The 24,071-nt window shown below is 67.0% G+C and carries 21 protein-coding genes and 1 tRNA gene; 8 read left to right on the top strand and 14 right to left on the bottom strand.

Annotated elements, in window-relative coordinates; translation table 11 throughout:
• Positions 1-86: 86 nt before the first annotated feature.
• The 3 genes from VGN82_RS07945 to VGN82_RS07935 form a co-directional block, all read right to left on the bottom strand.
• On the bottom strand, positions 87-1,067 hold the full coding sequence (locus VGN82_RS07945) for a TAXI family TRAP transporter solute-binding subunit (protein WP_327526492.1): 981 nt from the start codon (positions 1,065-1,067) through the stop codon (positions 87-89).
• 163 nt (positions 1,068-1,230) lie between these two features.
• Positions 1,231-1,887, bottom strand: coding sequence for a peptide-methionine (S)-S-oxide reductase MsrA (gene msrA / locus VGN82_RS07940; protein WP_327526450.1), 657 nt, complete (start codon positions 1,885-1,887; stop codon positions 1,231-1,233).
• A gap of 80 nt (positions 1,888-1,967) precedes the next feature.
• The gene (locus VGN82_RS07935; RefSeq protein WP_327526449.1) at positions 1,968-2,288 is read right to left on the bottom strand and encodes a hypothetical protein; all 321 of its coding nucleotides are present in this window, start codon (positions 2,286-2,288) and stop codon (positions 1,968-1,970) included.
• Between the two features lie 226 nt (positions 2,289-2,514).
• Here VGN82_RS07935 and VGN82_RS07930 point away from each other — a divergent pair.
• Positions 2,515-2,604, top strand: a tRNA-Ser gene (locus VGN82_RS07930).
• A 233-nt stretch (positions 2,605-2,837) separates the two neighbouring features.
• Here VGN82_RS07930 and VGN82_RS07925 read toward each other — a convergent pair.
• The 6 genes from VGN82_RS07925 to VGN82_RS07900 all read right to left on the bottom strand — a co-directional run bounded on the left by VGN82_RS07925 (position 2,838) and on the right by VGN82_RS07900 (position 7,966).
• Entirely contained in the window at positions 2,838-3,017 is a 180-nt protein-coding gene (locus VGN82_RS07925) for a hypothetical protein (protein ID WP_327526448.1), read from the bottom strand.
• 49 nt (positions 3,018-3,066) lie between these two features.
• Positions 3,067-3,498, bottom strand: a complete 432-nt coding sequence (locus VGN82_RS07920; RefSeq protein WP_327526447.1) for a RidA family protein — start codon at positions 3,496-3,498, stop codon at positions 3,067-3,069.
• Between the two features lie 47 nt (positions 3,499-3,545).
• Entirely contained in the window at positions 3,546-4,367 is an 822-nt protein-coding gene (locus tag VGN82_RS07915; RefSeq protein ID WP_327526446.1) for an ABC transporter permease, read from the bottom strand.
• A complete protein-coding gene (locus tag VGN82_RS07910; protein ID WP_327526445.1) occupies positions 4,367-5,179 on the bottom strand; it encodes an ABC transporter ATP-binding protein in 813 nt (270 codons plus the stop codon). The genes VGN82_RS07915 and VGN82_RS07910 overlap by 1 nt, the downstream gene beginning before the upstream one ends.
• Positions 5,180-5,190: 11 nt before the next feature.
• The gene (locus tag VGN82_RS07905) at positions 5,191-6,240 is read right to left on the bottom strand and encodes an ABC transporter substrate-binding protein (protein ID WP_327526444.1); all 1,050 of its coding nucleotides are present in this window, start codon (positions 6,238-6,240) and stop codon (positions 5,191-5,193) included.
• Between the two features lie 154 nt (positions 6,241-6,394).
• Positions 6,395-7,966, bottom strand: coding sequence for an MFS transporter (locus tag VGN82_RS07900; protein ID WP_327526443.1), 1,572 nt, complete (start codon positions 7,964-7,966; stop codon positions 6,395-6,397).
• A gap of 106 nt (positions 7,967-8,072) precedes the next feature.
• Here VGN82_RS07900 and VGN82_RS07895 point away from each other — a divergent pair, with 106 nt between their 5' ends.
• From VGN82_RS07895 to VGN82_RS07865, 7 genes are all read left to right on the top strand, one after another.
• Positions 8,073-9,098 (top strand): LacI family DNA-binding transcriptional regulator, encoded by a 1,026-nt coding sequence (locus VGN82_RS07895; RefSeq protein ID WP_327526442.1) that lies wholly within the window; start codon positions 8,073-8,075, stop codon positions 9,096-9,098.
• Between the two features lie 265 nt (positions 9,099-9,363).
• The gene (locus tag VGN82_RS07890) at positions 9,364-9,900 is read left to right on the top strand and encodes a hypothetical protein (protein ID WP_327526441.1); all 537 of its coding nucleotides are present in this window, start codon (positions 9,364-9,366) and stop codon (positions 9,898-9,900) included.
• 503 nt (positions 9,901-10,403) lie between these two features.
• Positions 10,404-11,576, top strand: coding sequence for a hypothetical protein (locus VGN82_RS07885; protein WP_327526440.1), 1,173 nt, complete (start codon positions 10,404-10,406; stop codon positions 11,574-11,576).
• 117 nt (positions 11,577-11,693) lie between these two features.
• A complete protein-coding gene (locus VGN82_RS07880; RefSeq protein ID WP_327526439.1) occupies positions 11,694-12,266 on the top strand; it encodes a M15 family metallopeptidase in 573 nt (190 codons plus the stop codon).
• Positions 12,267-12,506: 240 nt separating this feature from the next.
• On the top strand, positions 12,507-15,848 hold the full coding sequence (locus VGN82_RS07875; protein ID WP_327526438.1) for a GAF domain-containing protein: 3,342 nt from the start codon (positions 12,507-12,509) through the stop codon (positions 15,846-15,848).
• Positions 15,845-16,210 (top strand): response regulator, encoded by a 366-nt coding sequence (locus VGN82_RS07870; protein WP_327526437.1) that lies wholly within the window; start codon positions 15,845-15,847, stop codon positions 16,208-16,210. Before VGN82_RS07875 ends, VGN82_RS07870 begins: the two co-directional genes overlap by 4 nt.
• 20 nt (positions 16,211-16,230) lie before the next feature.
• The gene (locus VGN82_RS07865; RefSeq protein WP_327526436.1) at positions 16,231-17,370 is read left to right on the top strand and encodes an adenylate/guanylate cyclase domain-containing protein; all 1,140 of its coding nucleotides are present in this window, start codon (positions 16,231-16,233) and stop codon (positions 17,368-17,370) included.
• A 64-nt stretch (positions 17,371-17,434) separates the two neighbouring features.
• On the opposite strand, the gene VGN82_RS07860 is transcribed toward VGN82_RS07865, so the two are convergent.
• The 5 genes from VGN82_RS07860 to kdpB all read right to left on the bottom strand — a co-directional run bounded on the left by VGN82_RS07860 (position 17,435) and on the right by kdpB (position 24,065).
• Complete coding sequence (locus VGN82_RS07860) at positions 17,435-17,890, bottom strand: PTS sugar transporter subunit IIA (protein ID WP_327526435.1); 456 nt, start codon at positions 17,888-17,890, stop codon at positions 17,435-17,437.
• Positions 17,891-17,921: 31 nt separating this feature from the next.
• Positions 17,922-18,614 carry a response regulator transcription factor gene (locus tag VGN82_RS07855; RefSeq protein ID WP_327526434.1) on the bottom strand — a complete coding sequence of 231 codons (693 nt, stop codon included), beginning with the start codon at positions 18,612-18,614 and terminating at the stop codon, positions 17,922-17,924.
• On the bottom strand, positions 18,611-21,313 hold the full coding sequence (locus VGN82_RS07850) for a sensor histidine kinase KdpD (RefSeq protein WP_327526433.1): 2,703 nt from the start codon (positions 21,311-21,313) through the stop codon (positions 18,611-18,613). Before VGN82_RS07850 ends, VGN82_RS07855 begins: the two co-directional genes overlap by 4 nt.
• A gap of 61 nt (positions 21,314-21,374) precedes the next feature.
• A complete protein-coding gene (locus VGN82_RS07845; protein WP_327526432.1) occupies positions 21,375-21,980 on the bottom strand; it encodes a K(+)-transporting ATPase subunit C in 606 nt (201 codons plus the stop codon).
• A 12-nt stretch (positions 21,981-21,992) separates the two neighbouring features.
• Positions 21,993-24,065, bottom strand: coding sequence for a potassium-transporting ATPase subunit KdpB (gene kdpB / locus VGN82_RS07840; RefSeq protein WP_327526431.1), 2,073 nt, complete (start codon positions 24,063-24,065; stop codon positions 21,993-21,995).
• Positions 24,066-24,071: the final 6 nt, after the last annotated feature.

The raw sequence follows: 24,071 nt of genomic DNA, 5'->3' as shown, positions 1-24,071 counted from the left end.
GCGCCACCCCATTCCCCAAGGGTAGGCTAGACGAGCTTCATTTGGCGCGCAAGAACATATCGAGAACTGACGATGCGGCCGAGAAGCTATTTCAGCAGGCCCGCTTCGCGGTAGAAGCGCTCGGCGCCCGGATGCAGCGGCACTCCTTGCAGGCCCGACAGCGCCGTCGCCTTCTGGATCGCCTTGCCCTTGGCGTGGCCGGCATCGAGCGCGGCGCGGGTCTTGTCGCTCCAGAGCGCCCTGGTCACCGCATAGACGGTGTCGGCCGGGACCTTGGACGAGGTCACCCAATGCGCGCCGACCGCGACCGTCCTGACCGCGCCGACATCCCTGTAGGTTCCGGCCGGGATTTCGTCCGCCGCGAAGAAGGGGAAATCCCGGGTCAGCTTCTCCGCCGGAGCGCCGGTGATGGGCAGGATGTCGATGCCGGCCCCGGCCGAGGCGAGGTCGGCGATCGCCGTCGCCGGGAAGCCGCTCGTCAGGAAGAAGGCATCGATCGCGCCGGCCCTCATCTCCACGGCCGCCTGTTCCGAACTCATGTAGATGCCGACGATGTCCCGGTCCCCGAGGCCGAAAGCCGCCAAAATCGCCTTGGCGTTGAGCAATGTGCCGGAGCCGGGTTCGTCGAGCGAGACCCTTTTTCCCTTGAGGTCGGCGACGCTCTGCACATTGGCGGCCTTGCGGACGACGAGGTGCACGCTCTCCGGGTAGAGATTCGCGATCGAGCGCAACTCTTCCATCGGCGGCCTGCCCTGGAAGACGCCGGTGGCCGAATAGGCCCAATAGGCGATATCGGCCTGGACGAAGCCGGACTCGACCGAACCGCCCGCAATCGCATTGACGTTGTCGACCGAGCCGCTGCTGGCGACGGCCGTCACGGCGAGCTCCGGCGGCGACGAGATCGCCCCGGCGATCAGGCGGCCGATCGGGTAATAGGTGCCGGTCGTGCTGCCCGTCGCGATGCGGAGAAAGGCGGGAGCCTGGGCGAAGGCAAGGCCGGCGGCCAGCGCCAGGCCGCCGAGCACCGCGCCGGCGGCGACGAGCTTCGATCGAAAGGGCGAGGACATCGCAGCAACCTCCCAGGCGCAGGCCACTGTCCCGAGCTTTGCAGTGGCGATCAACCGAAATGATGGTTCGGGCCGGCAGACCGAAGCGGCGCGCCGGTTCGGCTGCATGAGAAAGGTCTCCGGGCCAGCCCGGAGACCTCGCATTCAGCGCTTCAGCAACATGTCAGGCGGCGACGCCCGTTCCGATCTGGCAGGCGACGCCGGTGCCGCCAAGCCCGCAATAGCCGGCCGGATTCTTTGCGAGATATTGCTGGTGGTAATCCTCGGCGAAATAGAACTCCGGCGCATCGAGGATCTCGGTCGTGATCGGGCCATAGCCGCGCTGCTGCAAGGCCTGCTGGTATTCTGCACGCGAGCGCTCCGCCGCCTCGCGCTGGGCTTCATCCTGGACATAGATGCCGGAGCGGTACTGTGTGCCGACATCGTTGCCCTGGCGCATGCCCTGCGTCGGATCGTGGTTCTCCCAGAAGGTCTTGAGCAGCGCCTCATAGGGCAGGACGGCCGGATCGAAGACCACCTTCACGACCTCGTTGTGGCCGGTCAGACCGGAGCAGACCTCCTCATAGGACGGATTCGGGGTCGAGCCTCCGGCGTAGCCGACGGCAGTGATCCAGATGCCCTCGCCGATCTGCCAGAACTTGCGCTCCGCGCCCCAGAAGCAGCCGAGCCCGAAGATCGCCGTCTGCAGGCCCTCGGGATAGGGACCGGCCAGGGCCCGCTGGTTGAGGAAATGGCGTTCCGCGGTCGGGATCGGATCGGCCCGGCCGGGCAAGGCTTCATGGGCTTCAGGCAGGGACGTCTTCTTGCGCAGGAAGAACATGGCGGACTCCGTTGCTGGTTTCGAGCCGGGATATAGGCATCATCGCCTCATTCCGACAGGCATCGGTCAGCCGGCCGGCTTCACCGTCTCGTGACGATGCCGATCTTGGGCTCAGGCGGCGCGCCAAGCTTCAACAGCAGGAAGCCGAGCAGGAAGGCAATCAGCGCGGCCGGCGCCAGCAGGACGTTCGTCAGCACCGGGTCCCACAGCAAGGGATGGATGTTGCGCTCGACGGCCGGCCGCAGAGCGTCCATGCGCGCGCCGAACAGCGTCACCAGCGCCTGGTTGAGCGGCGTGTACTGGACGGCGGAGTTGGCGATCGAGCGGGCTCCGTCGATGACGAGCGCAACGAAGCCGGCCGCGACAAGCAGATAGCCGAGAAGCCGCAGCAGGAACCGCACCACATCGTCTCCTTCATCGATCGAGCGGGCAAAGACGAGATTCGCCCGTGGCCGGTCGAAAGGCTGCGCGGCGCCACCGCGACCGCCCTGCTCCGTCCCTGCCTTCTCGATGTGCCCATTCGGCTGTGGCTTTGCAACCGCGCTTCAGGCCGTTTCGACGCGATCTGTCGACAGGCAGCAGATCGCGCTTGAAAGAAGCCGGCTCGGCGGTCATAAGCAGCGCGCCGGACAGGTGGCCGAGTGGTTGAAGGCGCACGCCTGGAAAGTGTGTATACGGGAAACCGTATCGCGGGTTCGAATCCCGCCCTGTCCGCCATTATTTGTCGCAATTCATTAAATCAGCGACACCCTTTTCCTGTATCGCTAGCCACGATCCCAACACGTAACCGTGGTCGAGCCGGATCCGCCAGGCGAATGTTGGCGCGTGCACCGGACCTTGCCGCCTTGCCATCTCGCGAGGGGGCGCAGCGCCCGCGAGCGTCCGCAGGCGGACGTCCAGCCTCTGCAACGCGCCAGATGCGGGCTCGGACGCATCGCCCGCATCCAGGCTCAGGATAGATCAGGGCCCGGCTCGACCCGTTTCGGCTTCCGATCAGGTGTTTCTGCATCCAGGCGGCTGACGACCGAGCAGCCCGCGACGCGCCTGCTGCATGCCTCGCCCGCGCCCTGGGCGCCCACCTCGTACAGCAAGGCCGAAGCGGCGACCGAGACCACCGGTTTGATGATCATCGGTCTTTGATCCGACTGATAGAGCCGAGCTTTTCAGCCGCGGCAGCGGTCAGGTGGCTGGCACTGCGACGATCATGTCGAGCTCGACACGAGCCCCGGGCGAGCTCAGCGAGTTGATGCAGACCATGGTGCTGGCCGGACGCCAATCGCCGAAATAGGGGCGCATTGCGGCGTGCATGCCGTCCGCATCGCGCATGTCGGTGAGGTACTTCGTGACCTTGACCACGTCTTTCCAGTCGGCGCCGACCGTCGCGAGAATGGACTTGATCGTCTCCATCGCGTTGCGGGTCTGCACGGCGATGTCGTTGGAGTGGTCGTGCTCGGAATCGATATGCGGGTGGTTGTGGTAGAGCGGCGAGGCCGTCGCACCCGAGATGTACATGAGGTTGCAGGCCCCGACGATATGGATGGCCGGGGCGTAGGGCATCATGTGGGCCTTGTCAGACTCGGGCTGGACGACCTTGAGATGGGCGGCGGACATGGGCAACTCCTCGGGCTGAACGGTCGGATAGGCGAGGTTGGCAGGGCTCAGTTCGTGCGCCAGAGGCCGAGGCGCGCGTCGATCAGGTCCTGCCCTTTGGTGATGAGGATGCCGAGCACGGCCAGCACCAGCAGCACGGCAAAGACGAGCTCGGTGTCGAGCAGCTGGCCCGCCACGAAGAGCCGGGCGCCGAGCCCGTCCTTGGCGACGACCATCTCGGCCGCGACCACCAGGATGATCGAGATACCCAGGCCGATGCGGATGCCGGCGAAGATCGATGGCACCGCGCTCGGGATCAGCACACGCAAGACGATCTGGCGGAGATTGGCGCCGAGGTCGCGCGCGGCCAAGACCAGGCCCTGCTCGCATTGCTGCACGCCGACCACGGTATTGATCACGATCGGGAAGAAAGCGCCCATGAAGCTGATCGTCAGCATGAACGGCCCACCCGTACCGAGCCAAATCACCAATAGCGGGATCAGCGTGACCTTCGGCAGCGGGTAGAGCGCGGCGATCAGGATGTCGGCCATCGCCTTGACCGGTTTCGACACCGCCATCCAGACACCGAGCAGTACGCCGGTGACGAGGGCGATGAAGAAGCCGGCGAAGATCCGGTAGAGCGTCAGGCCGAGATCGGTGGCAAGCCCGCCCTCCGTCACGCCTTGCCAGAGCACCGCGACGACGCGCGTCGGGCGCGGCAGGTAGAGCGGCGAGATCTGGGCCTGGATGACGACGAACTCCCAGACGGCCAGCAAGGCGATGAGGAAGCCCCAGCCGATGACGCGCTGGTCGTCGAGCAGCACCCGCAATGCGGGGCGCCGGGGAGCTGCCGGCACGGGCGCCACGCGCGTATCGGTGCTGCCGGCCATCAATGCGCCTCGCCTTCGCCGGTCATGGCGCGGATCACCTCGTCCTTGAGCAGGTCGTAGATTTCCTCGAACAGAGCCACGGCCTCGGGACGCTTGAGATCGGCGAGCGTCCGTGGCTTCGGCAGCGCCACCTCGATCTCGCGGGCTATCCGCCCGGGCCGCGCGGTCATGACGAAGATCGTGTCGCCGAGCAGGATCGCCTCCTCGATCGAATGGGTGATCAGGAGAACGGTGGCACCGGTCTCCTGCACGATCTCGGCGACCTGTTCCTGCAGCACCAGGCGCGTCTGGGCGTCGAGCGCACCGAAGGGCTCATCGAGTAGCAGAACCTCCGGCCGCATCACCAAGGCGCGGGCGATGCCGACGCGCTGGCGCATGCCACCGGAGAGCTGGCGCGGATACTTGGCCTCGAAGCCCTTGAGATCGACCTTGGCCAGGGCTGCGCGGGCGCGTTCATGGCGCTCGGCCTTGGGCATGCCGTTCATCTCGAGCCCGAAGGCGACGTTGTCGAGCACGGTCAGCCAGGGGAACAGGTTGAAGCCCTGCCAGACGGTCGCCATCGGCGGGCGCGGTGCCGATTGCCCCGAGCGTCGGTCAACGAAACGGATTTCGCCGGCGCTCGGCTCGAGGAAACCCCGCACGAGCTGCAGCATGGTGCTCTTGCCGCAGCCGCTCGGCCCGATGATAGCCGTGACCTTGCCGGCCGGCAGCGCGCAGCGCATCCGGTCGAGCGCGACAGTCGGCGGTCCCGCCTTGGTGGGCCAGGCGAGGCGCACATCCTCGAAACGAATGTCGATGACGGGTGTGGTCACGGCCTGGGCTTTCAGATGAAGGGGTTGCCGGCCTTGAGCGCGGCAGCAGCCTCCTGGGCGATGCTGACGTCGAGCAGCGTGTCCTGCTTCGGCACCGGGCCCCCGATCAGCTTCATGCTGTCGATCCAGAACGAGGCCTGGCGCATGACGCTCGCGACGTCCGGCATGCCGTCGGGATCGTATCCGGTCCAGCGCGGAGCAGCCTTCTCGATCAGAGGAGCCGGCACCTTCGTCGCGTCGGAGATGATCTTGATGATCTCCGGATCCTTCTTCTGCGCGGCCTCGGTGAAGAGGCGCGCCGCATGGATATGAGCCATGGCGAAGGCGACCGCGGCTTTGCGGTTGCCCTCCATGAACTTCATCGGCATGGCCCAGCAGGCGAGCTGGCAGCCGGGCTCGATCTCGTAGCCGGCACCGATGAGCTTGCCGACATTGTTGGCCTCCGCGAGGAAGGCGAGCGGAACCGGGCACTGGGCTGCGTCGGTCACGCCGGTGCCGAGGCTCTTGATGATGTCGGGATAGGTCAGGCCGGGGGAATAGTTCGCGCCGGTGCGGGGATCGACGCCAGCCTTCTCCAGGCCGCGAGCGAGCAGATACTGATCGATGCCGCCCGGAGCCTGGAGCGAGAACTTCGCGCCCTTGAGCAGGGCGAACTTGTCGATGCCGGTCACGCCGGCCTCGTACATCTTGTTCGAGACCAGGATGCTCATCGAACCGGCGCCGACTTTCTCGCTGCCGCGGTCGAGGAAGAGCTTGTAGTTCGCACCCTTCGAAACGGCGTTGACCAGGCCGGCATTGATCGTGGCGACGGTCGCATCGAGTTCGCCGGCGACCAGCGCGGGAATGGCGAGCGCGCCGTCGGCGAAGGTGCGCATCTCGACGTCGAGCCCGACCTTCTGGAAGAAACCCCTGGCCATGGCGATGAAGAAGGGGCCGGACGAGATCAGCGGGACAACCCCGATGCGCATCTTCGTGGCCGCCTGAGCCCGCACGAGGCCGGGCATTGCGAGGCCGGCGGCGGCAGCCGAGCCGGTGGCGATAACCTGTCTGCGCGTGATCATGCCGAACCCTCCTTCGCTTTTGCAATCGATTGCAGAGTATCAATCAAGAAGCATGCCAGGGCTTGGGTCCCGTTTCCCGGCCAGGAAACCCGCGAAACGCGGCGTTTTGCTCAAATGGCTGGCGCAGATTGCCCGCGCTTTGCGCAGGGATGCTTCACGTGGCGACGAGACCGGCTTGGGGCGGGGCTTCCAGGCGGCCGAGCAGCTCGGTTTCGCGCCGGGCATCGCCGGAAAGCTGCCTTGCGGCGGCACGTGCCATCGCGGCGGCATCGTCGTACTCGATGCGCTCGACGAGTGCCGAGCCGCAGCGCACGCTGCTCCAGCCCCGTGCGCCGCTGCGCAGCCTTGCGGATCGCAGTCCATGGAGCGCGTCCGCCGCGGCAGCCTGCGCCTCCGGCTTCGGCAGGTAGCGGATTTCGACGAGGATCGGACCCTTGGGCGCATCCAAGATGGCGGCCGGCAGGAGGACCGAGGGGGTCAGCTTCTCGGGAGCGCCGGCAGCGATCGTCAGGCGTCGTCGGGCCACGACAGTCGCTGCGGCAAGCCCGCCTGCCGCGATCCAGAAGGCGGCTGCCATGCCGAAACGGTCAGCCAGAAGCCCGGCGAGGAAACTCCCCAGTGCGAGGGAGCCGAAGACCGCGATGAGATAGACCGCAGTGCCGCGCGCGCGGATCCAGGGCGTCAGCCTGAGCTGTGCTGCGAGATGGATCGAGGAGAAACAGAGCAGCCAGCAAAATCCGAGCGTGACATGGAGCAATGCGAACACCGTCGCCGTAGGCGCCAGCGGAGCCAGCGCCAACGCGAGGGAAGCGGTCAGGCCGGCGCCGAACATGATCGCATCGAGGTCGAACCGGCTGCGCAAGGCCTTCAACGATTGTGCGGCGAGAACGGCGCCCACGCCGACGCAACCCACCATGGCGCCGAGCATCATGCTCGAGCCGCCGAACCAGTCCCGGACCACCACCGGTGCGAGCGCCCAGAACGAGGCAGCGAACAGGAAGAAGCAGACGGCGCGGAGCGAAACGGCCTGCAACCCCGGCTCGTGCCGCGCATAGGCGATGCCGCCGCGGATGGCGGAGGTCAGGCTTTCGGGCGCAGCGGGCACCGTGCGGCGCGGCGCCAGCATCAGGAAAGCCAGGCCGACGGCGAGATAGAGCAGCGCGTTGAACAGGAACGCGGCGGACGGGCCGGAGGCAAAAAGCAGCAGCCCGGAGATGAGGGGGCCGGTCGAGCGCGCGACATTGATCCCGAGGCTGTTCAGCGCCAGCGCACCGGGCAGCCGTTCGCCATCGACGAGCTCCGGCGTCATCGCCTGCCAGGCAGGGGTGAAGGCGGCATTGCAGCAGCCGTTCACAAAGGACGCGGTGAGCAAAAGCGGCACGCTGAGCGTCCCGGACGCGCTGGCGACGGCCACCGCCAGCGACAGGGCCGACAGCACGAAGGCCGCTGCCTGGGCGAGGCGCCGACGCTCGACCATGTCCGCGAGGGCGCCGGCCGGGAGCGCCAGCAGGAAGAAGGGCAGCGCCGCCGCCGTCTGCGCCAGTGCGACGATGCTGCGGCTCTCGGTCTGCTGCGAAATGATCCAGGCTGCGCCGACATCGTGGATCAGCAGGCCGCTCTGCAACGCCACCATGGCGGCCCAGAGTGGCAGGAAGATGCGCCGATATCCGTCGCTTGCGCCGCTCTCGCCGCCCGACGCCGCCGACCGGTTCAGTTCCACGCTCATCTTGCTCTCTCCAGCCCGTCCCAGCGCGGATGCAATGTTTGTGCAATCGAATGCGCAGTGCTATCGCTAGGCCAGGTCAGCGGTGCTGGCAACGAGGGGGATGGGCGTGAGCGGCAGGCCGAAACTGAGCGATGTGGCGGCGGCCGCCAATGTCCACCCATCGACGGCCTCGCGCGCGTTGGACCCTGCGCTCGCCGGACGATTGTCGCCGGAGGTGGTGGAGCGGGTGCGCCGCGCCGCCAACCAGCTCGGCTACAGCCGCAACGCCATCGCCGCGAGCCTGCGCATGCAGCGCAGCCGCATGATCGGGGTCATCGTGCCCGATCTGACCAATACGATGTTTCCGCCGATGTTCCGCGGCATTGAGGATCGCCTGAGCGCGGACGGTTACAGCGCCATCCTGGCGAATTCGGATTTCCGGCCGGCCAAGGAGAAGGCGATCATCGCCACCTATCTCGACCGCCGGCTCGACGGCCTGATCCTGGCGTCAGCCCATATCGAGGACGCCGAACAAATGGATGCGCTGGCGCGGCGCGTGCCGGTCGTGCTCCTGAACCGGGAAATCGAGAAGGCGTCGGTGAGTGCCGTCGTCGGCGACGATCGCGCCGGCGTGACAGCGATGTTCGCGCATCTGTCGGGCCTCGGCCACCGTCGGATCGCCCATATCGCGGGCCCTCAGGACACATCGACAGGCGTCGCGCGCCGCGAGGCCTTCCTCGCCGCTGCCCGCGAGCACGGCGGCGAGATCGACGACCGCCTGATCGTGATGGCAGAGACCTTCTCCGAGCAGGAAGGCTATCGCTGCGCGCGGCATCTGCTCGAGGCCGGGGGCAAGCCAACGGCGATCCTCGCCGCCAATGACTGGCTCGCGATCGGGTGCCTGACAGCAATCGAGGAGGCTGGCCTGAACTGTCCGGGCGACATTTCGGTCAGCGGCTTCAACGACATGCCGTTCGCAGACCGCGTGCGGCCGCCGCTGACGACGATCAGGATCCCGCATTATCGCATGGGTTTCGAGGCGGCGGCGCAATTGCTCGATCTGATCGCTGCGCCGACGCCGCAGGTTTCCCGAACAGTCATGGCGCCGAGCCTGATCGTCCGCCAGTCGACCGGCCCCGTTTCCTTCGACTGAAGACGTCGTTGGGCGAGAATGCGCCGATATTGCCGCTCCCGCAGCCGCTCCTCGCCAGATGCCGGCTGGGCGCGGTGGCGTGCGATCGACGCTGCCGGACTTCGCCGCGGCGCGCCGGCTTGAACACGAGTGCCTTGATGCCCGCGGTTAACGCAAGGTAAACAAGACTCGTTTCGCTCTCCCCGCGCAGGAGGAAGGCGTCGCCACGGATCGATGACTGGAGATTTCGACGACGCTGGAGGCTTGCATGGGTGCGGTGTGGTCGATGGCGATGTCATCCGGCAGGGATGCGATGATTCCGCTCCTGCTGTTGGCCATGTCCCTGACCGCGACTCCCGGTTCGGCCAGCGCGACGGAGGCACCCCGCCTATTGGCACAGGCGGCCAGCCCGGCCTGGACCGCAAAGGTCGATACCAGTCCACGCGGCGTCAGCATCGAGGCGCGCGCCTCCGGCGGCACGGCCCGCTTGACCGGTGGATGCGCCACGGCCCTGCTCAGCCCCGGGCTTTGGATGACGCTGTTCAATCCTCCCGGCCTGCCCCGGGTCAACGGTCGGCGAATGACGATGAATTTCGCCGTCACGGGCGGCTTCGGCACCCAGACCTTCAAGGCCAGAATGCGATACGAGGCGCCGGGCGATTCCTGGCCGTCCGAGGGGCCGCTGCCACCGGACTTCGTCAGTGCCTTCGAAGCGGGAGGCCTCCTGACGATCTCCGATCCGGCAGGGCGGAAGCTGGCCGATCTCAACCTGCGCGGAGCCGAGGAAGCCGTCCAGCTGATGCGCCGGGTCTGCGGCTTGTGACGGAGCATTCGCACCTGGCCCGGGAGTGATCGATGCGCGCAGCATGTGTCATCGCCTTGGCAATCTCGGTCCTCATGCCGGACGGTCCCGCCATCGCGCAGAACGACGGCCGCGGGCTGTTCGGCGAATGGACCGGGACATTCAGCTGCGACGGCGTGCCCCAGAGCGCCACGGTCCTCTTCGCGAATGAGGTCGGCCGGCGCATTGGTGGCGAGTTCTCGTTTCGAGGACCAGGCCCTGCAGGACCGCCGACCGGTCGCTTCGTCGTGACGGCCCGGGCCTTGCCGAGTGGTGAGGTCCGCGTCTTGCCGGGGCGCTGGCTGGTGCAGGCCAGGGGATATCCCGCGCTGGCCTTCACGCTGCATCGCTCGCCCGATGGGCAACGCCTTTCAGGAGCGTTCGACAACCGGCGCTGCGGCACGATCGAGCTCGCCTTTGCGAGGCCCGTCGATGCGGTTCAGCCACAGCCTCCGGCGACACCTGGCCCCGCGCCGAGGGGCGCCATGCGCGAGCATGATGGGCACGACAAGCCCGCGTCGCAGGACTGCGAAGCCCTTGCGACAGCCGGCGCGCGCAGCGATTGCGCCAATATGCTGCGCTACGCTCCGCGCATAGGCGGTTCTGCGAAGCAGCCGGGGCGCTTTGCGAACCGCGAACTGATCAACGCCTGCGAGACCGCCTATCAGGCGATCGATCCGGTCAAGGCGCCCGAATGCTATTCCGGGCTGGCCGCCCTCGGCCGCTGGAAGGCGACCGTGACCAGCCTCGCGCAGCAGCACCCAACCTGCGAGGCCTTTGCGGGCGCGCTCAGGCGGATGATCGCGCACAATTTCCCATTGCAGGTCGGGATGTGGCGTCGCTACCCGGCGCTCGACTGCCCCAATGTCGACCGGATTTTACAGGCCCGGGGACTGGGGGTGGACGCGACCTGCGCACGCAACGGTGCGGACCGGGCGAAGGAGCTGGCCAATTGCACGGGACACGCCCAGGGCACGCCGGCCTTCCGCGAAGCCTGGCTCGAGGCGCTGTCGCAGTGCCGCGCGGGTCAGCCGATGCCGCTCTACGCCGTCATCAAGGCCCGGCGCGCGGAGCGCAAGATCAACGATCTCTTCGAGTTCGGCTGCAGCGATGTCGTGGAGGTGGCGGCGCGCTACGAGCTCGCCCCCGCTGATCAGCTGGCCGCCGCCCGGAGCGAGATCGCGGCATCGGAAGCCAGCCGGCCGCCGCGCGAAAGCGACGTCATCGCCGCGCTCAAGGCGCAGCTCTCCTCGCGCTTCCGCTGCCACGACAACCGGGAGTTGAAAATGCCCGAAGCGTTCTTTCGCTGCACGCGCACAGCCGAGACGACTCCCGTCGAGCGCGAACACATGGACCGGCTCGACGACTACCTGAAGGGAACCCTGGGAGGAACGGACCGGGTGGTCATCCCTCCCAGCGTCCGGCTGTCGCTGAACGAGGTGGTTCTCCACGGTTGCGAGAGGGCCGCCCTCGGCTTCCGCTGCCGATACGAGGTCGGCATTGGCTGCCGCGCCATTGTGATGTTCGAGCGGCCGGAGCTGGATGTCCTGAGCATCGTGGCGACACCGCCGTGGTGCTACGCTTTGGCGGGCCCGCGATCACGCACGGATCTGTTGCGGCGTGGGCAGAACGGCTTCGAGGTCGTCAGGGAGCGTTGAACGGCCGAAGGCGCGCTGCGCGCATTCCCTCGGTGCGGTGCAGGGGTGGCTTGCGCGACGTCTGGACCATCTCCCTGCCATGCTTTCGAAGCTTTCAGGGGCAATCCTTGAGCTGCCATGTCGTCTCGCGCACGTGCCGCCTGCCTGCCGTCGATCAGCATCGTGCTGACGAGCCTCGCGCTCGCATGCGCCGCGCACGGCCAAACGGGCATCGCGAGCCCAGGCGAGATCTACGCCAGAATCCCGATCCGCGATGAATTCGGCCGCGACCAGATTCCGATGTTCCGGGCGTGGAACCCCGATCCGGCAGGGCAGCACGACGCCAACCTGCGTGCGCTCGACCCGACCCTCGCCATGATCGTCCGAAGAGCGCAGGCGCACCTCCCAAAGCTGCGCTTCGTCATCGGCTCCGGGCGTCGTGACCGCGATCAGCAACGTCAGGCCGTGGCGTGGGGGTGGTCGAGGATAAAAAGTTCAGCGCATCGCTCCGGACGCGCCGTGGATCTGTGGCCGCTCGACCAGGAGGGTCGCGTCGTCTTCGACCCGACGCTTCAGGGCCAGATCGCCGCAGCCATGAGACAAGCCGCTTCCGAAACGGGGGTTCGACTCCGTTGGGGCGGACATTTCGGCCGCTACAAGGGCAAGGACCGGTCGCATTTCGAACTGGTGGCGCAGCGCCCTCGCAGATGACACCACCGCTCGCGGCGACCTCGCATCGGGCCCACGCAGGACGAAGCCGCGACGCGCCCGATTGGCAGAATTGCGATTTTGACACAGAATGCCCCGGCAGGGAGGGGCAGCCATGGCACCGTCCACCCAGCAGGGTCGTCGCTTGCTCGCTCGACGAAGCGCGATGATGTCATGGTCCGGTCCTCGGCGCGCCCGAACCGGCGCCATCCCCGAGCTTTGTCCCTACGGCCAGGGCAGGCCATGAGCGCGAGCCTCGCCCCCGGCACCCACGTCCCTGAGCCGGAGACCTGTGCGCCGCGCGGTGCCAGCCTGCGCTGGCAATATGCCCTGATGTTCGTTGCCGTCGTCGGCGCCTTGTTCCTGATCGGCGGAGCCTTCGAGATCTGGTTCGGCCATCAGGAGCGGCTGGCTGTCGCCGGATTGCCGGCAGAGGCGGTCGCTGCGGCGCTCCATCGCTCGCTCTGGCGCTGGGGACTGCTGACGCTGGCGGCGCTCGCCCTGGCGGCCCTCGCCGGGCTGCATCTCGCGCGCAAGGTGGCGATGCCGCTTCAGGCCTTGCGGGCAGGCGTCGCGCGCATCGGCGCCGGCGAGATCGACCAGCGCATCGACACCGGGGCGAATGGCGAGATCGCCGCGCTGGTCGGCGCGTTCAACGGCATGGCCGGGCGGCTGCGCGAGGCGCGTTCCGATCTCGACCGGGCGATCGGGCAGCGGACGCGCGAGCTGGCGGAATCGCTCGAGCAGCAGAACGTGACGGCCGACGTGCTGAAGGCGATCAGCCGCTCAACCTTCGATCTGCAGGCGGTTCTCGACACGCTGGCCGAGTCCGCCGCCCGCCTGTGCGCGGCCGACCAGGTGGTGCTGACCCGGCTGCGCGGCGGCAAGCATTACATGGACGCGACATTCGGCATGAATGACGCGTTCCGGGCCTATCTCGAGCAGAACCCTTACACCGAGGGCCGCGGGACGGTGACCGGGCGGGCGATCGTCGAAGGCCGGCCGGTGCAGATCCTCGACGTGCTCGCAGACCCCGAGTACACGCTGCTGGCGGGCCAGAAGCTCGGCGGCTGGCGCTCGGCTCTCGGCGTACCGCTGCTGCGGGACGGCGCGCCGATCGGTGCCCTGGCGCTGCTTCGCCGCGAGGTCCGGCAATTCACCGCCAAGCAGATCGCGCTCGTCGAGACCTTCGCGAACCAGGCCGTCATCGCCATCGAGAATGTCCGTCTTTTCGACGAGGTGCAGGCGCGGACGCGCGAATTGACGGAGTCACTGCAGCAGCAGACGGCAACCGCGGAGGTTCTGAAGGTGATCAGCGGGTCCCGGAACGACCTGCAGCCCATATTCGACAGCATCGCGCAGACGGCGAGGCGGCTGTGCCAGGCCGACAAGGCCTGGATCGTGGCACTGCAGGACGGGCAGTACCGGCTCGCGGCGACCAACGGAGCCGGGAACGACGAGCTGCAGCGACTGCTGTCGGAACACCCGATCCCGCCCGATCGCCGGTCGATCACCGGCCGCGTCGTGCTCGAGCGCCGCACCGTCCAGATCCAGGATGTTCGGGCGGACCCCGAGTTCAAGATGTTCGCGGGCGTCGCGGATGACGACCGGCGCTCGATGCTCGGCGTTCCACTGCTGCTGGACGGCGTGGTCGCGGGCGTCATCGTCGTCAGCCGGCACGTCGTCCTGCCGTTCTCCCACAAGCAGATCGAGCTGATCGAGACCTTTGCGGACCAGGCGGTCATCGCCATCGAGAATGTCCGGCTGTTCGACGAGGTCCAGGCCCGGACCCGGGAACTGACGGAGGCGCTGAAGTACCAGACCGCCACCGCCGACGTGCTGCAGGTCATCAGCCGCTCTGCGCTCGACCTGCAATCGGTGCTCGAGGTGCTGATCGAGTCGGCCTGCCGGCTCTGCGAGGCGGAGCACGCGTTTCTCTTCCAGCGCGGCGGCGACGTCTATCGGATCGCGGCCAGCCACGGCTTCGGCGAGGAGTTCGTCGCGTGGATGAAGACACAGGAGGTCTCCCCCGGCCGGGGCACGCTGGTCGGACGCGTCGCCCTCGAAGGGAAGACGGTCCATATCCCGGATGCGACGACCGATCCGGACTACACCTGGCACGAGGCGCTCGCGATCGGACAGATGCGCACCATGCTGGGGGTGCCGCTGCTTCGGGACGGCAAGCCGATCGGTGCCCTCTCGCTCGTCAGGCTCGTCGTGCAGCCATTCACCGAGCGGCAGATCGAACTGGTCAAGACCTTCGCCGACCAGGCCGTCATCGCGATCGAGAATGCGCGCCTGTTCGGCGAGGTCGAGGCGCGCACGCGCGAGCTTGCACGGTCGGTGGAGGAGCTCCAGGCGCTGAGCGATGTCGGCCGCGCCGTGACCTCGACGCTGGACGTCAAGGAGGTGCTGGCGACGATCGTCGCGCGCGCCGTCGATCTGTCTGGAGCCGACGCCGGCGCCATCTATCGCTACCGCAAGCCCAGCCAGACCTTTCGTCTCGCCGAAACCTGCAACATGAGCGAGGAACTGGTGAATGCGCTGCGGTCCATCCGGATCGACGCGGGGGGGACGGCCATGGGCGAGGCCGCCCAGTCGCTGCAGCCGGTCACGGTGCCTGATCTGGCGCGGCGCGCGAGCTATCCGGTCCGCGACATCTCGCTTGCAGCTGGCTTCCGCTCGGTGCTGATCGTGCCGCTGGCGGCGCCGGAACGAACGCTCGGTGCGCTCGTGCTGCAGCGCCGGGTGACGGGCGAATTTCCGGATTCAGTGGTTCGGCTGATGCAGACCTTCGCCAACCAGTCGGTTCTGGCGCTGCAGAATGCCCGGTTGTTCCAGGAACTCGCCGAGCGCGGCGAGCAGCTCAGGCTGGCGAGCCAGCACAAGTCGCAGTTCCTCGCCAATATGAGCCACGAGCTGCGCACGCCGCTGAACGCGATTCTCGGCTACGCCGAGCTGCTGGCCGACGGCATCTATGGCGAGCTGCCGGAGAAGCCGCGCTCGGTGCTCGAACGGGTGCAGCAGAACGGACAGCACCTCCTCAGCCTGATCAACGACGTTCTCGACCTGTCGAAGATAGAAGCCGGCGAGCTGAAGCTGATAATCGACGACTACACCCTGCCGTCCCTGGTGCAATCGGTCCTGGCGGCGACGGATTCGCTTGCCCGGACCAAGGGCCTGGCCCTGAGTGCCACCATCGCGGACAACCTGCCGGTCGGCCGCGGCGACGCCCGGCGCCTGTCGCAGGTGCTGCTCAACCTCGTCGGCAACGCGGTCAAGTTCACGGATGCAGGTGAAGTCGCGATCGCGGCATCCGCACCGGACGGCCGGTTCCAGATCACGGTGCGCGACACCGGGCCGGGCATCAGCGCCGCCGATCAGGAGAAGATCTTCGAGGAGTTCCAGCAACTGGACAATTCGAGCACGCGCGAGAAGGGCGGCAGCGGCCTCGGCCTCGCCATCGCCCAGCGCATCGTGACGATGCATGGCGGCCAGATCTCCGTCACCTCGGCCCCGGGCCAGGGATCGACCTTCAGCATCGACATTCCGATTTGCGCGGTTGCGCAGGAGGGCGCGCCATGAGCAAGCGGATCATGATCGTCGAGGACACCGCCGACAACCGGCAGATCATGCGCGACCTGCTTTCCGCCGCCGGCTACGACCTCGTCGAGGCGGTCGATGGGGCGGCCGGCGTGAGGCTGGCCGCGACGGAGCGCCCGGACCTCATCCTGATGGACATCCAGCTGCCGGTCATCGACGGCTATGAGGCGACCCGGCGCATCAAGGCCGACGCCGCGCTCGCCCATATCCCGATCATCGCGGTGACCTCCTACGCGCTCAGCGGAGACGAGGCGAAGGCCCATGCGGCCGGCTGCGACGGCTATGTCGCCAAGCCCTTCAGCCCCCGCCAATTGCTGGCCAAAGTGCGCGAGTTTCTTCCCTGATCCCAATCTGAGGGGGCAAGGTGCGTCAGCCGCCGAAAATCCTCGTCGTCGACGACATGGCGGACAATGTCGACATCGTTCGAGCTCGCCTCGAACGCCTCGGCTATGACGTGATCGTCGCGAGCAACGGCGAGGAGGCCCTCGAGACAACACGCTCCGCCCTGCCCGATCTCGTGCTGCTCGACGTGATGATGCCGAAGCTCGACGGCATGGAGGTGGTGCGGCAACTCAAGGCCGACCCGACGCTGCCCTTCATCCCAATCCTCCTGCTTACCGCCCGGAGCGACCCGAAGGACATCGTCGTCGGGCTGGACAGCGGCGCCGACGATTATCTGACGAAGCCGATCGACAACGCGACCCTCGTGGCACGCGTGCAGGCCATGCTCAGGATCAAGGCACTGCACAATCAAGTTCAGGAACAGGCCGATCGCCTGGCGAAACAGGCCTCCGAGCTGGCGGCCTGGGCGGGAAAGCTGGAGGAACGGGTCGCGGAGCAACTCGCCGAGCTGGAACGCGTCGGTCGGCTCAGGCGCTTCCTGGCGCCGCAGATCGCGGAGCTGGTGCTGTCGGACGGCGATGGCGGCCTGCTCGATAGCCATCGGCGGGAGGTGGTCGTGCTGTTCTGCGACCTGCGCGGCTTCACCGCCTTTGCGGAGACGGCGGAACCGGAAGAGGTCATGGCCGTCCTGCGCGAGTATCACGGCGTGCTCGGACCCTTGGTGCGATTGCACGAGGGAACGCTCGACCATTTCGCCGGCGACGGCATCATGGTGTTCTTCAACGATCCCGTGCCATCGCCCGACGCTCCGGCGCAGGCGGTCCGGCTGGCCGACGCGATCCGCTGCGAGATCGATGCACTGACGGCGTCCTGGACCGAGCGCGGCTACAAGCTCGGCGTCGGGATCGGCATCTCCCAGGGCTTTGCGACACTGGGGCAGATCGGCTTCGAGGGACACACCGACTACACCGCGATCGGGACGGTGGCCAATGTCGCGGCCCGCCTCTGCGCCGATGCCAAAAGCGGCGAGATCCTGCTCACGAAGAAGCTCGCGACGGCCGTTTCCGGCATTGCCGAGGTGCTTTCCATCGGGTCGGTCGAACTGAAGGGGCTGGCGCGCCCGATCGAGATCTGCCGCCTGGGCTCTCTCAGGACGGAATAGCCTCGTCTGGGCCCTGAACTGCGCAAGCACCGGCCGCCAATCACACACCGATTGACCCGGGGCCTCAGGCCTCGCGGGTCAATGCGGCGTAGAGCTGTTCCGTCGACTTGGCGGCTCTGATTCCTTGCAGGACCTCCTGGCAGCGCAGGCGCCGCGCAACGCAAGCCAGGGCATTCAGGTGATCTTTCTGCTGATCGGCCGGCGTCAACAGCACCAGGACGACATCGACGGGCAGCCCGTCGATCGATTCGAAATCGACCGTCTTGCGCAACCTCGCCAGCCAGCCCATCGGCCTGACCAGACCCGGGATTGGGGCATGTGGGATCGCAACGCCCTCGCCGACGCCCGTCGAACCCAGATTTTCTCGGCGCAGCAGCGCCTCGAGGATGACGCCGTCGGGAATGCCGAGCACGGCTGCGGCCTTCTTCGCGATGGCCTCGATGACTTTCGCCTTGGTCGGTGCAGAAAGGTCGAGGACGGCATTCTCCGGGCGGATAAAATCCGACGCTTGCATAGACATGTTCAACTCAAGAGCCTTTGGGCGATATCACTCACTCGACCTCGCGGAGGCGGTATCCGACCCCGGTCTCGGTGGTGATGTATTGTGGCTGGTCCGGGGTCCGTTCGAGCTTCTGACGAAGCTGGCGCACATAGACGCGCAGATACTGGACATCGTTCGATCCGCCCCAGACCTGGTTCAGCAGATATTGGTGGGTCAGGACCTTGCCGGCATGCTGCACGAGGATACGCAGGATGTCGTATTCCTTCGGCGACAGCTTGATCTCCTTGTCGCCCAGCTTGACGATGCGCTTGACCAGATCGACCGACAGCTCACCCGTCTGGAAGATCGGCTTCTCGCCCTGCTGCTGCAGCTTATGACGCAGCGCGACCCGGATCCGCGCGACAAGCTCCTTCATGCCGAAGGGCTTGGTCACGTAGTCATCGGCACCGAGCTCGAGCGCCTTGACGATGCCGGCCTCGTCGGTCCGGCTGGACAGGATCAGGATCGGCAGGTCGACACGATCCTCGCGCCACTGCCGCAGCAGATCGTGCCCGGGCATGTCCGGCAGGCCGAGGTCGAGCAGGATCAGGTCTGGCCGATCGAGCTTGACGTGCGCGATCGCGTCCCGTGCATTGCCGGCTTCGCTGATCGCATAGCCTTCCGCCCCGAGGCCGACGCGGAGCAGACGCCGGATCGGCGGCTCGTCATCGACGACCAGTATCTTCACTGTTGAACTCGTCATGCCATGTCTTCCAGGTTATGGGCCTCGGGCGGAACGGGCATCGTGATGGTAAAGACCGCGCCTGAACGACCCGCTCGGTTGGCCGCCGAAATCGTGCCGCCCATGGCCTCGACAAAGCCGCGACAGATCGCGAGACCGAGCCCGGTCCCCGCCCGGACATGATCGGTCTTGCTGACCCGGTAGAAGCTGTCGAAGACGCGCTCGAGATCCGCCTGCGGAATACCCGGACCCTCGTCCAGAACCTGCAGCAACACCCGATCGCGATCCAGCCATGCCTGAATCCTGATCGTCGAACCGGGTGGTGCGTACTTGGCGGCGTTGTCGATCAGGTTAAAGAGGACCTGCTCGAACAGCACGTGGTCGAGCCGCAACATCGGCAGATCAGCGGGCAGGTCCGTCTCGATCCTGTGCCCGGTCACGATCTTGGCGGCGCGACGCAAGGTCGTGCCGACGACATCGCCGACATATTGCAGGGAGTAGTTCGGCTGGGTTGCTCCGGACTCGATCCGGGTCATGTCGAGGAGATTGGCGATAAAGCGCTGCAGCCGCTCCGACTCGTCGTTGACGGTCGCGAGCAGGTCGGCGCGATCAGCAGCAGGTATGGCGTCCGGGTAGTCGCGCAGGGCTCCGGCCGCTCCCATGATCGCCGCGAGCGGCGTCTTCAGGTCGTGCGAAATCGATGTCAGCAGCGCCGAACGGAGGCGGTCGGCCTCGGCGGCGAGCTTCGCCCGGTCGACATCGGCAACGAGCTGGATCCGTTCGATGGCGACCGCGGCCTGGTCGGCCAGTGCATCGAGCAGGCGCTGCTGCTCCGGCGTCAGCAGCGGGCCCTGACGATCATTGTCGAGGCCGAGCACGCCGACGGCCATGCGCCCGGTGCGCAAGGGCAGGTAGAGCCGCTTGGCGCCGGGCAAGGTGTCGGCGCCACGTCCGGCAGGCCGATTGTGCTCCCAGGCCCAGCGCGCCGCCGCGATGTCGGCATCGACCAGCGTATCGTCGGGGGGATAGCCCGCACGAACCGCGAGCGAGCCCTCGTCCGGCAATAGGATCACGACCCGCACCTTGAGCATGGACGCGATCTGATAGGCTGTCGCCCAGAGCACGTCGTCGAGTGTGCCCGTGCCGGCGAGCTTCCTGGAGAAGAGATAGAGGTCTTCGGTGGTCCGGGCGCGCTGGCGCGCAGCAGCCGCCTGGCGCTGGACACGCGCCGTCAGGTTGCTGGCGATGACGGCCACGCCGAGGAAGAAGCCGAGCGCGATCACGCTCTCGGGGTCGCTGATCGTCAGCGTGTAGAGCGGCGTCAGGAAGAAGAAGTTGAATGCGAAGGCACTGAGAACCGAGGCAAAAAGTGCCGGCCAAAGGCCCGACTGGACCGCCGAGGCCAGAACCCCCATCAGGAAGACGAGCGCGATGTTGCGCACGTCCAGCACGCGGTCGAGCAGCATGCCGAAGGCGACCGCGCCAGCGACATGCACCGTGCTCCACAGATAGGGCCAGATCTCGAAATGCCCCGGCGCGGGGGCGGTCAGCGGGCGCGAGGCGCCCGCATCGCGCTCCTGGCCCGAGATGACATGGACGCTGATGTCGCCGGCATGGCGGATGAGCTCACGCGAGACGGAGCCCTCGAAGAGTTCGCGCCAGCGTGGCTTGGCGGGCTTGCCGATGACGATGTGGGTGAAGTTGTTGGCGGCCGCATGGCGGATGATCTCGCTGGCGACATCCTGACCCGGCAGCGTCACCGCCTCGCCGCCGAGCTGCTCGGCCAGCCGCAGGCTCGCTGCGATCCGGTCCTTGTCGGGTTCCGCCATGCCTGCCGAGCGAGGCGTCTCGATGTGGAGCGCGGCCCAGGGCGCGCGCAGGCGATCCGCCTGCCGCTTGGCGTAGCGGATCATCGACGCTCCGCGCGGCTGTTCATCGATGCAGACCAGCACGCGCTCACCCGCCGCCCATGGGCCCGGGATGGCATGCGCCTGCATATGGCTGAGAAGCTGATCGTCGACGCGCTGGGCGGTGCGGCGCAGCGCCAGTTCGCGCAACGCCGTCAGATTGCCAGGCGAGAAGTAGTTCGCGACAGCGCGCGTCGCGGTCTTGGGCAGGTAGACCTTGCCCTCGTGCAAGCGCTTGATCAGATCGTCCGGCGTCAGATCGATGATCTCGATATCGTCGGCGCGATCGATGATTAGGTCCGGAACGGTCTCCCGTACCCGGATGCGGGTTATCTGTGCGACGACGTCGTTAAGGCTCTCGACATGCTGGATGTTGAGCGTGGTGTAGACGTCGATGCCCTTGGAGAGCAGTTCCTGCACGTCGAGATAGCGCTTGGGGTGGCGGCTGCCGACGACGTTGGTATGGGCCAATTCGTCGACGAGGACGAGCGCCGGCCGCCTCGCCAGAATGGCGTCGATGTCCATTTCATCGAGCCAGCGGCCCTTGTATTCGACATTGATGCGGGGAACGATCTCGAAGCCCTCGACCAGGGCCTCGGTCTCTTTGCGGCCATGGGTCTCGACCACGCCGATGACCACATCGACGCCCTCGGCCTTGCGTGCCCGGCCCGAGAGCAGCATTTCATAGGTCTTGCCGACGCCCGGAGCCGCGCCGAGGAAAATCTTCAGGCGGCCACGGCTTTCGCGCTCCGCGCTTTCGAGCAGCGCATCCGGTGAGGGCCGGCTTCTGGTCTCGCGCTTGTCGTCAGGCATCGACTCTCATCTTCCGGGCCGGAGCCGCCGGGACATCGCGAGATGACCCGGCGGCGAATTGTCAGCGGATACTGGCGCGATCCAGTGCAAGGTTCAGCGCGAGCACATTGACCACGGGCTCGCCCAGCAGGCCAAGCTTACGTGGCTCGATGCTGCTGTCGACCAGGGCCTTGACGACGGCCTGGTCGAGGCCGCGCGCCTTCGCCACCCGTGCGACCTGGAAATGCGCCGCCTCCGGGCTGATATGCGGGTCGAGACCGCTGCCCGAGGTCGTGACGAGATCCATCGGGACCGGTGCGCCAGGATTGCCCTCCTTGAGCGTGACGACCTCGCCCTTGATCCGGTCGACCATCTTCTGGCTGGTCGGCCCGAGATTGGAACCGACGGAGTTCGCGGCGTTGTAGGGCGCATCGACCGTCTTCGAGGCATCAGCGGGGTCGGCTGCGGAGGTCGCCGAGGGACGCCCGTGGAAGTAGCGTTCGCCGGCAAAGTTCTGACCGATGAGTTCCGAGCCGATGATCTTGCCGTCCTTCTCGATCAGGCTGCCGGCGGCCTGGTGCGGGAACAGCGCCTGGGCGATGCCGGTCATGCCGAGCGGGTAGGCCAGGCCGGTGATGACCGTGAAGGCGGCGATCATGATGATCGCGGGGCGGATCTGCTTGAGCATGGGAGGGATCCTTTACACGAGGCCCATGGCACTGATGGCCATGTCGATGGCCTTGATGCCGACGAAGGGGACGATGATGCCGCCGAGCCCGTAGACGAGCAGATTGCGGCTGAGCAGCGCGCCAGCACCTACGGGACGGTATTTGACGCCCTTCAGCGACAGCGGAATCAGGGCGACGATGATGAGCGCGTTGAAGATGATGGCCGACAGGATGGCGCTCTGCGGCGTCTGCAGCCCCATGATGTTGAGCGCGCCGAGCTGCGGATAGAAGGCGAGGAACATCGCCGGGATGATGGCGAAGTACTTGGCGACGTCGTTGGCGATCGAGAAGGTCGTCAGCGCGCCGCGCGTCATCAAGAGCTGCTTGCCGATCTCGACGATCTCGATGAGCTTGGTCGGGTCTGAGTCGAGATCGACCATGTTGCCGGCCTCGCGCGCCGCGACGGTGCCAGTGTTCATGGCGACGCCGACATCCGCCTGGGCCAACGCGGGAGCGTCGTTGGTGCCGTCGCCGCACATGGCGACGAGCTTGCCCTTGGCCTGTTCCTCACGGATCAGCGAGAGCTTGTTCTCTGGCGTGGCCTGGGCGAGGAAATCGTCGACTCCGGCCTCGGCCGCGATCGCCGCCGCGGTCATCGGGTTGTCGCCGGTGATCATCACCGTGCGAATGCCCATGCGACGCAGCTCGGCAAAGCGCTCCCTGATGCCGCCCTTGACGATGTCCTTGAGGTGAACGACGCCGAGCAGGCGGCCATCTTTCACGACGGCAAGCGGGGTGCCGCCGGCCTTGGCGATTTCGTCGGCGATCGCCTGGACTTCGCGGGCGGTCTCGCCGCTGGCGCGCGGGCTGCCGGTCGCGACGGTCCCCAGATCGACATGCTTGAGCACGGCGTCGACCGCGCCCTTGCGGATGGACGAGCCCTCGGCATCGACGCCGCTCATCCGGCTCTGGGCCGTGAACGGAACGAAGTTGGCATGCAGGCTCGCCATGTCGCGGGCGCGAATGCCGTATTTCTCCTTCGCCAGGACGACGATCGAGCGGCCTTCGGGGGTTTCGTCGGCCAGCGAGGCGAGCTGCGCCGCATCGGCCAGGTCCTTCTCGCTCACGCCCCGGACCGGGCGGAACTCGGTCGCCTGACGGTTGCCGAGCGTGATCGTGCCGGTCTTGTCGAGCAGGAGCGTGTCGACGTCGCCGGCCGCCTCGACGGCGCGGCCGGACATGGCGAGCACATTGAAGCGCACGAGGCGATCCATGCCGGCGATGCCGATGGCCGACAGCAGCGCGCCGATCGTGGTCGGGATCAGCGTGACGAAGAGCGCGACGAGCACGATCACCGGGATATAGCCGCCGGCATAGGAGGCGAAGCTCGGGATCGTCGCCGTCGCGAGCACGAAGATCAGCGTCATGCCCGCGAGCAGGATGTTGAGCGCGATCTCGTTCGGCGTCTTCTGGCGCTCGGCGCCCTCGACCAGCGAGATCATCCTGTCGATGAAGGTCGAGCCGGCTGCGGCGGTGATGCGGACGCGGATCCAGTCGGACAGGACCTGCGTGCCGCCGGTCACGGCCGAGCGGTCACCGCCGGATTCGCGGATCACCGGCGCCGATTCGCCCGTGATCGCCGCCTCGTTGACCGAGGCGACGCCCTCGATCACCTCGCCGTCGGAGGGAATGATGTCGCCCGCCTCGACGATGACGATGTCGCCGACCTTCAGGCTGTTGCCCGGAACCAGCTTGAACTGGCTGCGGTCATCGCCCGAGAGGAGCTTGGCCTGCGTTTCGGTGCGGGTCCGCCGCAGCGATTCCGCCTGGGCCTTGCCGCGCCCCTCGGCGACGGCTTCCGCGAAATTGGCGAACAGCACGGTGAACCAGAGCCAGATGACGATCTGGAAGGAGAAGCCGAGGCTGGCCCCGCCCGTCACCAGATCCCTCAGGAAGAGGATTGTGGTGAGAGCCGAGACGACGGCGACGACGAACATCACCGGATTTCTGGCGAGGCTGCGCGGATCGAGTTTCCGGAAGGCATCGCCGAGGGCGGGAACGAGGATGCGAGTATCCAGGATGCTCGCGGATTTGGACTGGCCCATGAGAGA

Source organism: Allobosea sp. (assembly GCF_035999205.1).
In the GTDB taxonomy this organism is placed as follows: Bacteria; Pseudomonadota; Alphaproteobacteria; order Rhizobiales; family Beijerinckiaceae; genus Allobosea.
The sequence above is the reverse complement of the archived record's forward strand: the minus strand, read 5'-3'. Positions and strand labels throughout refer to the sequence as shown.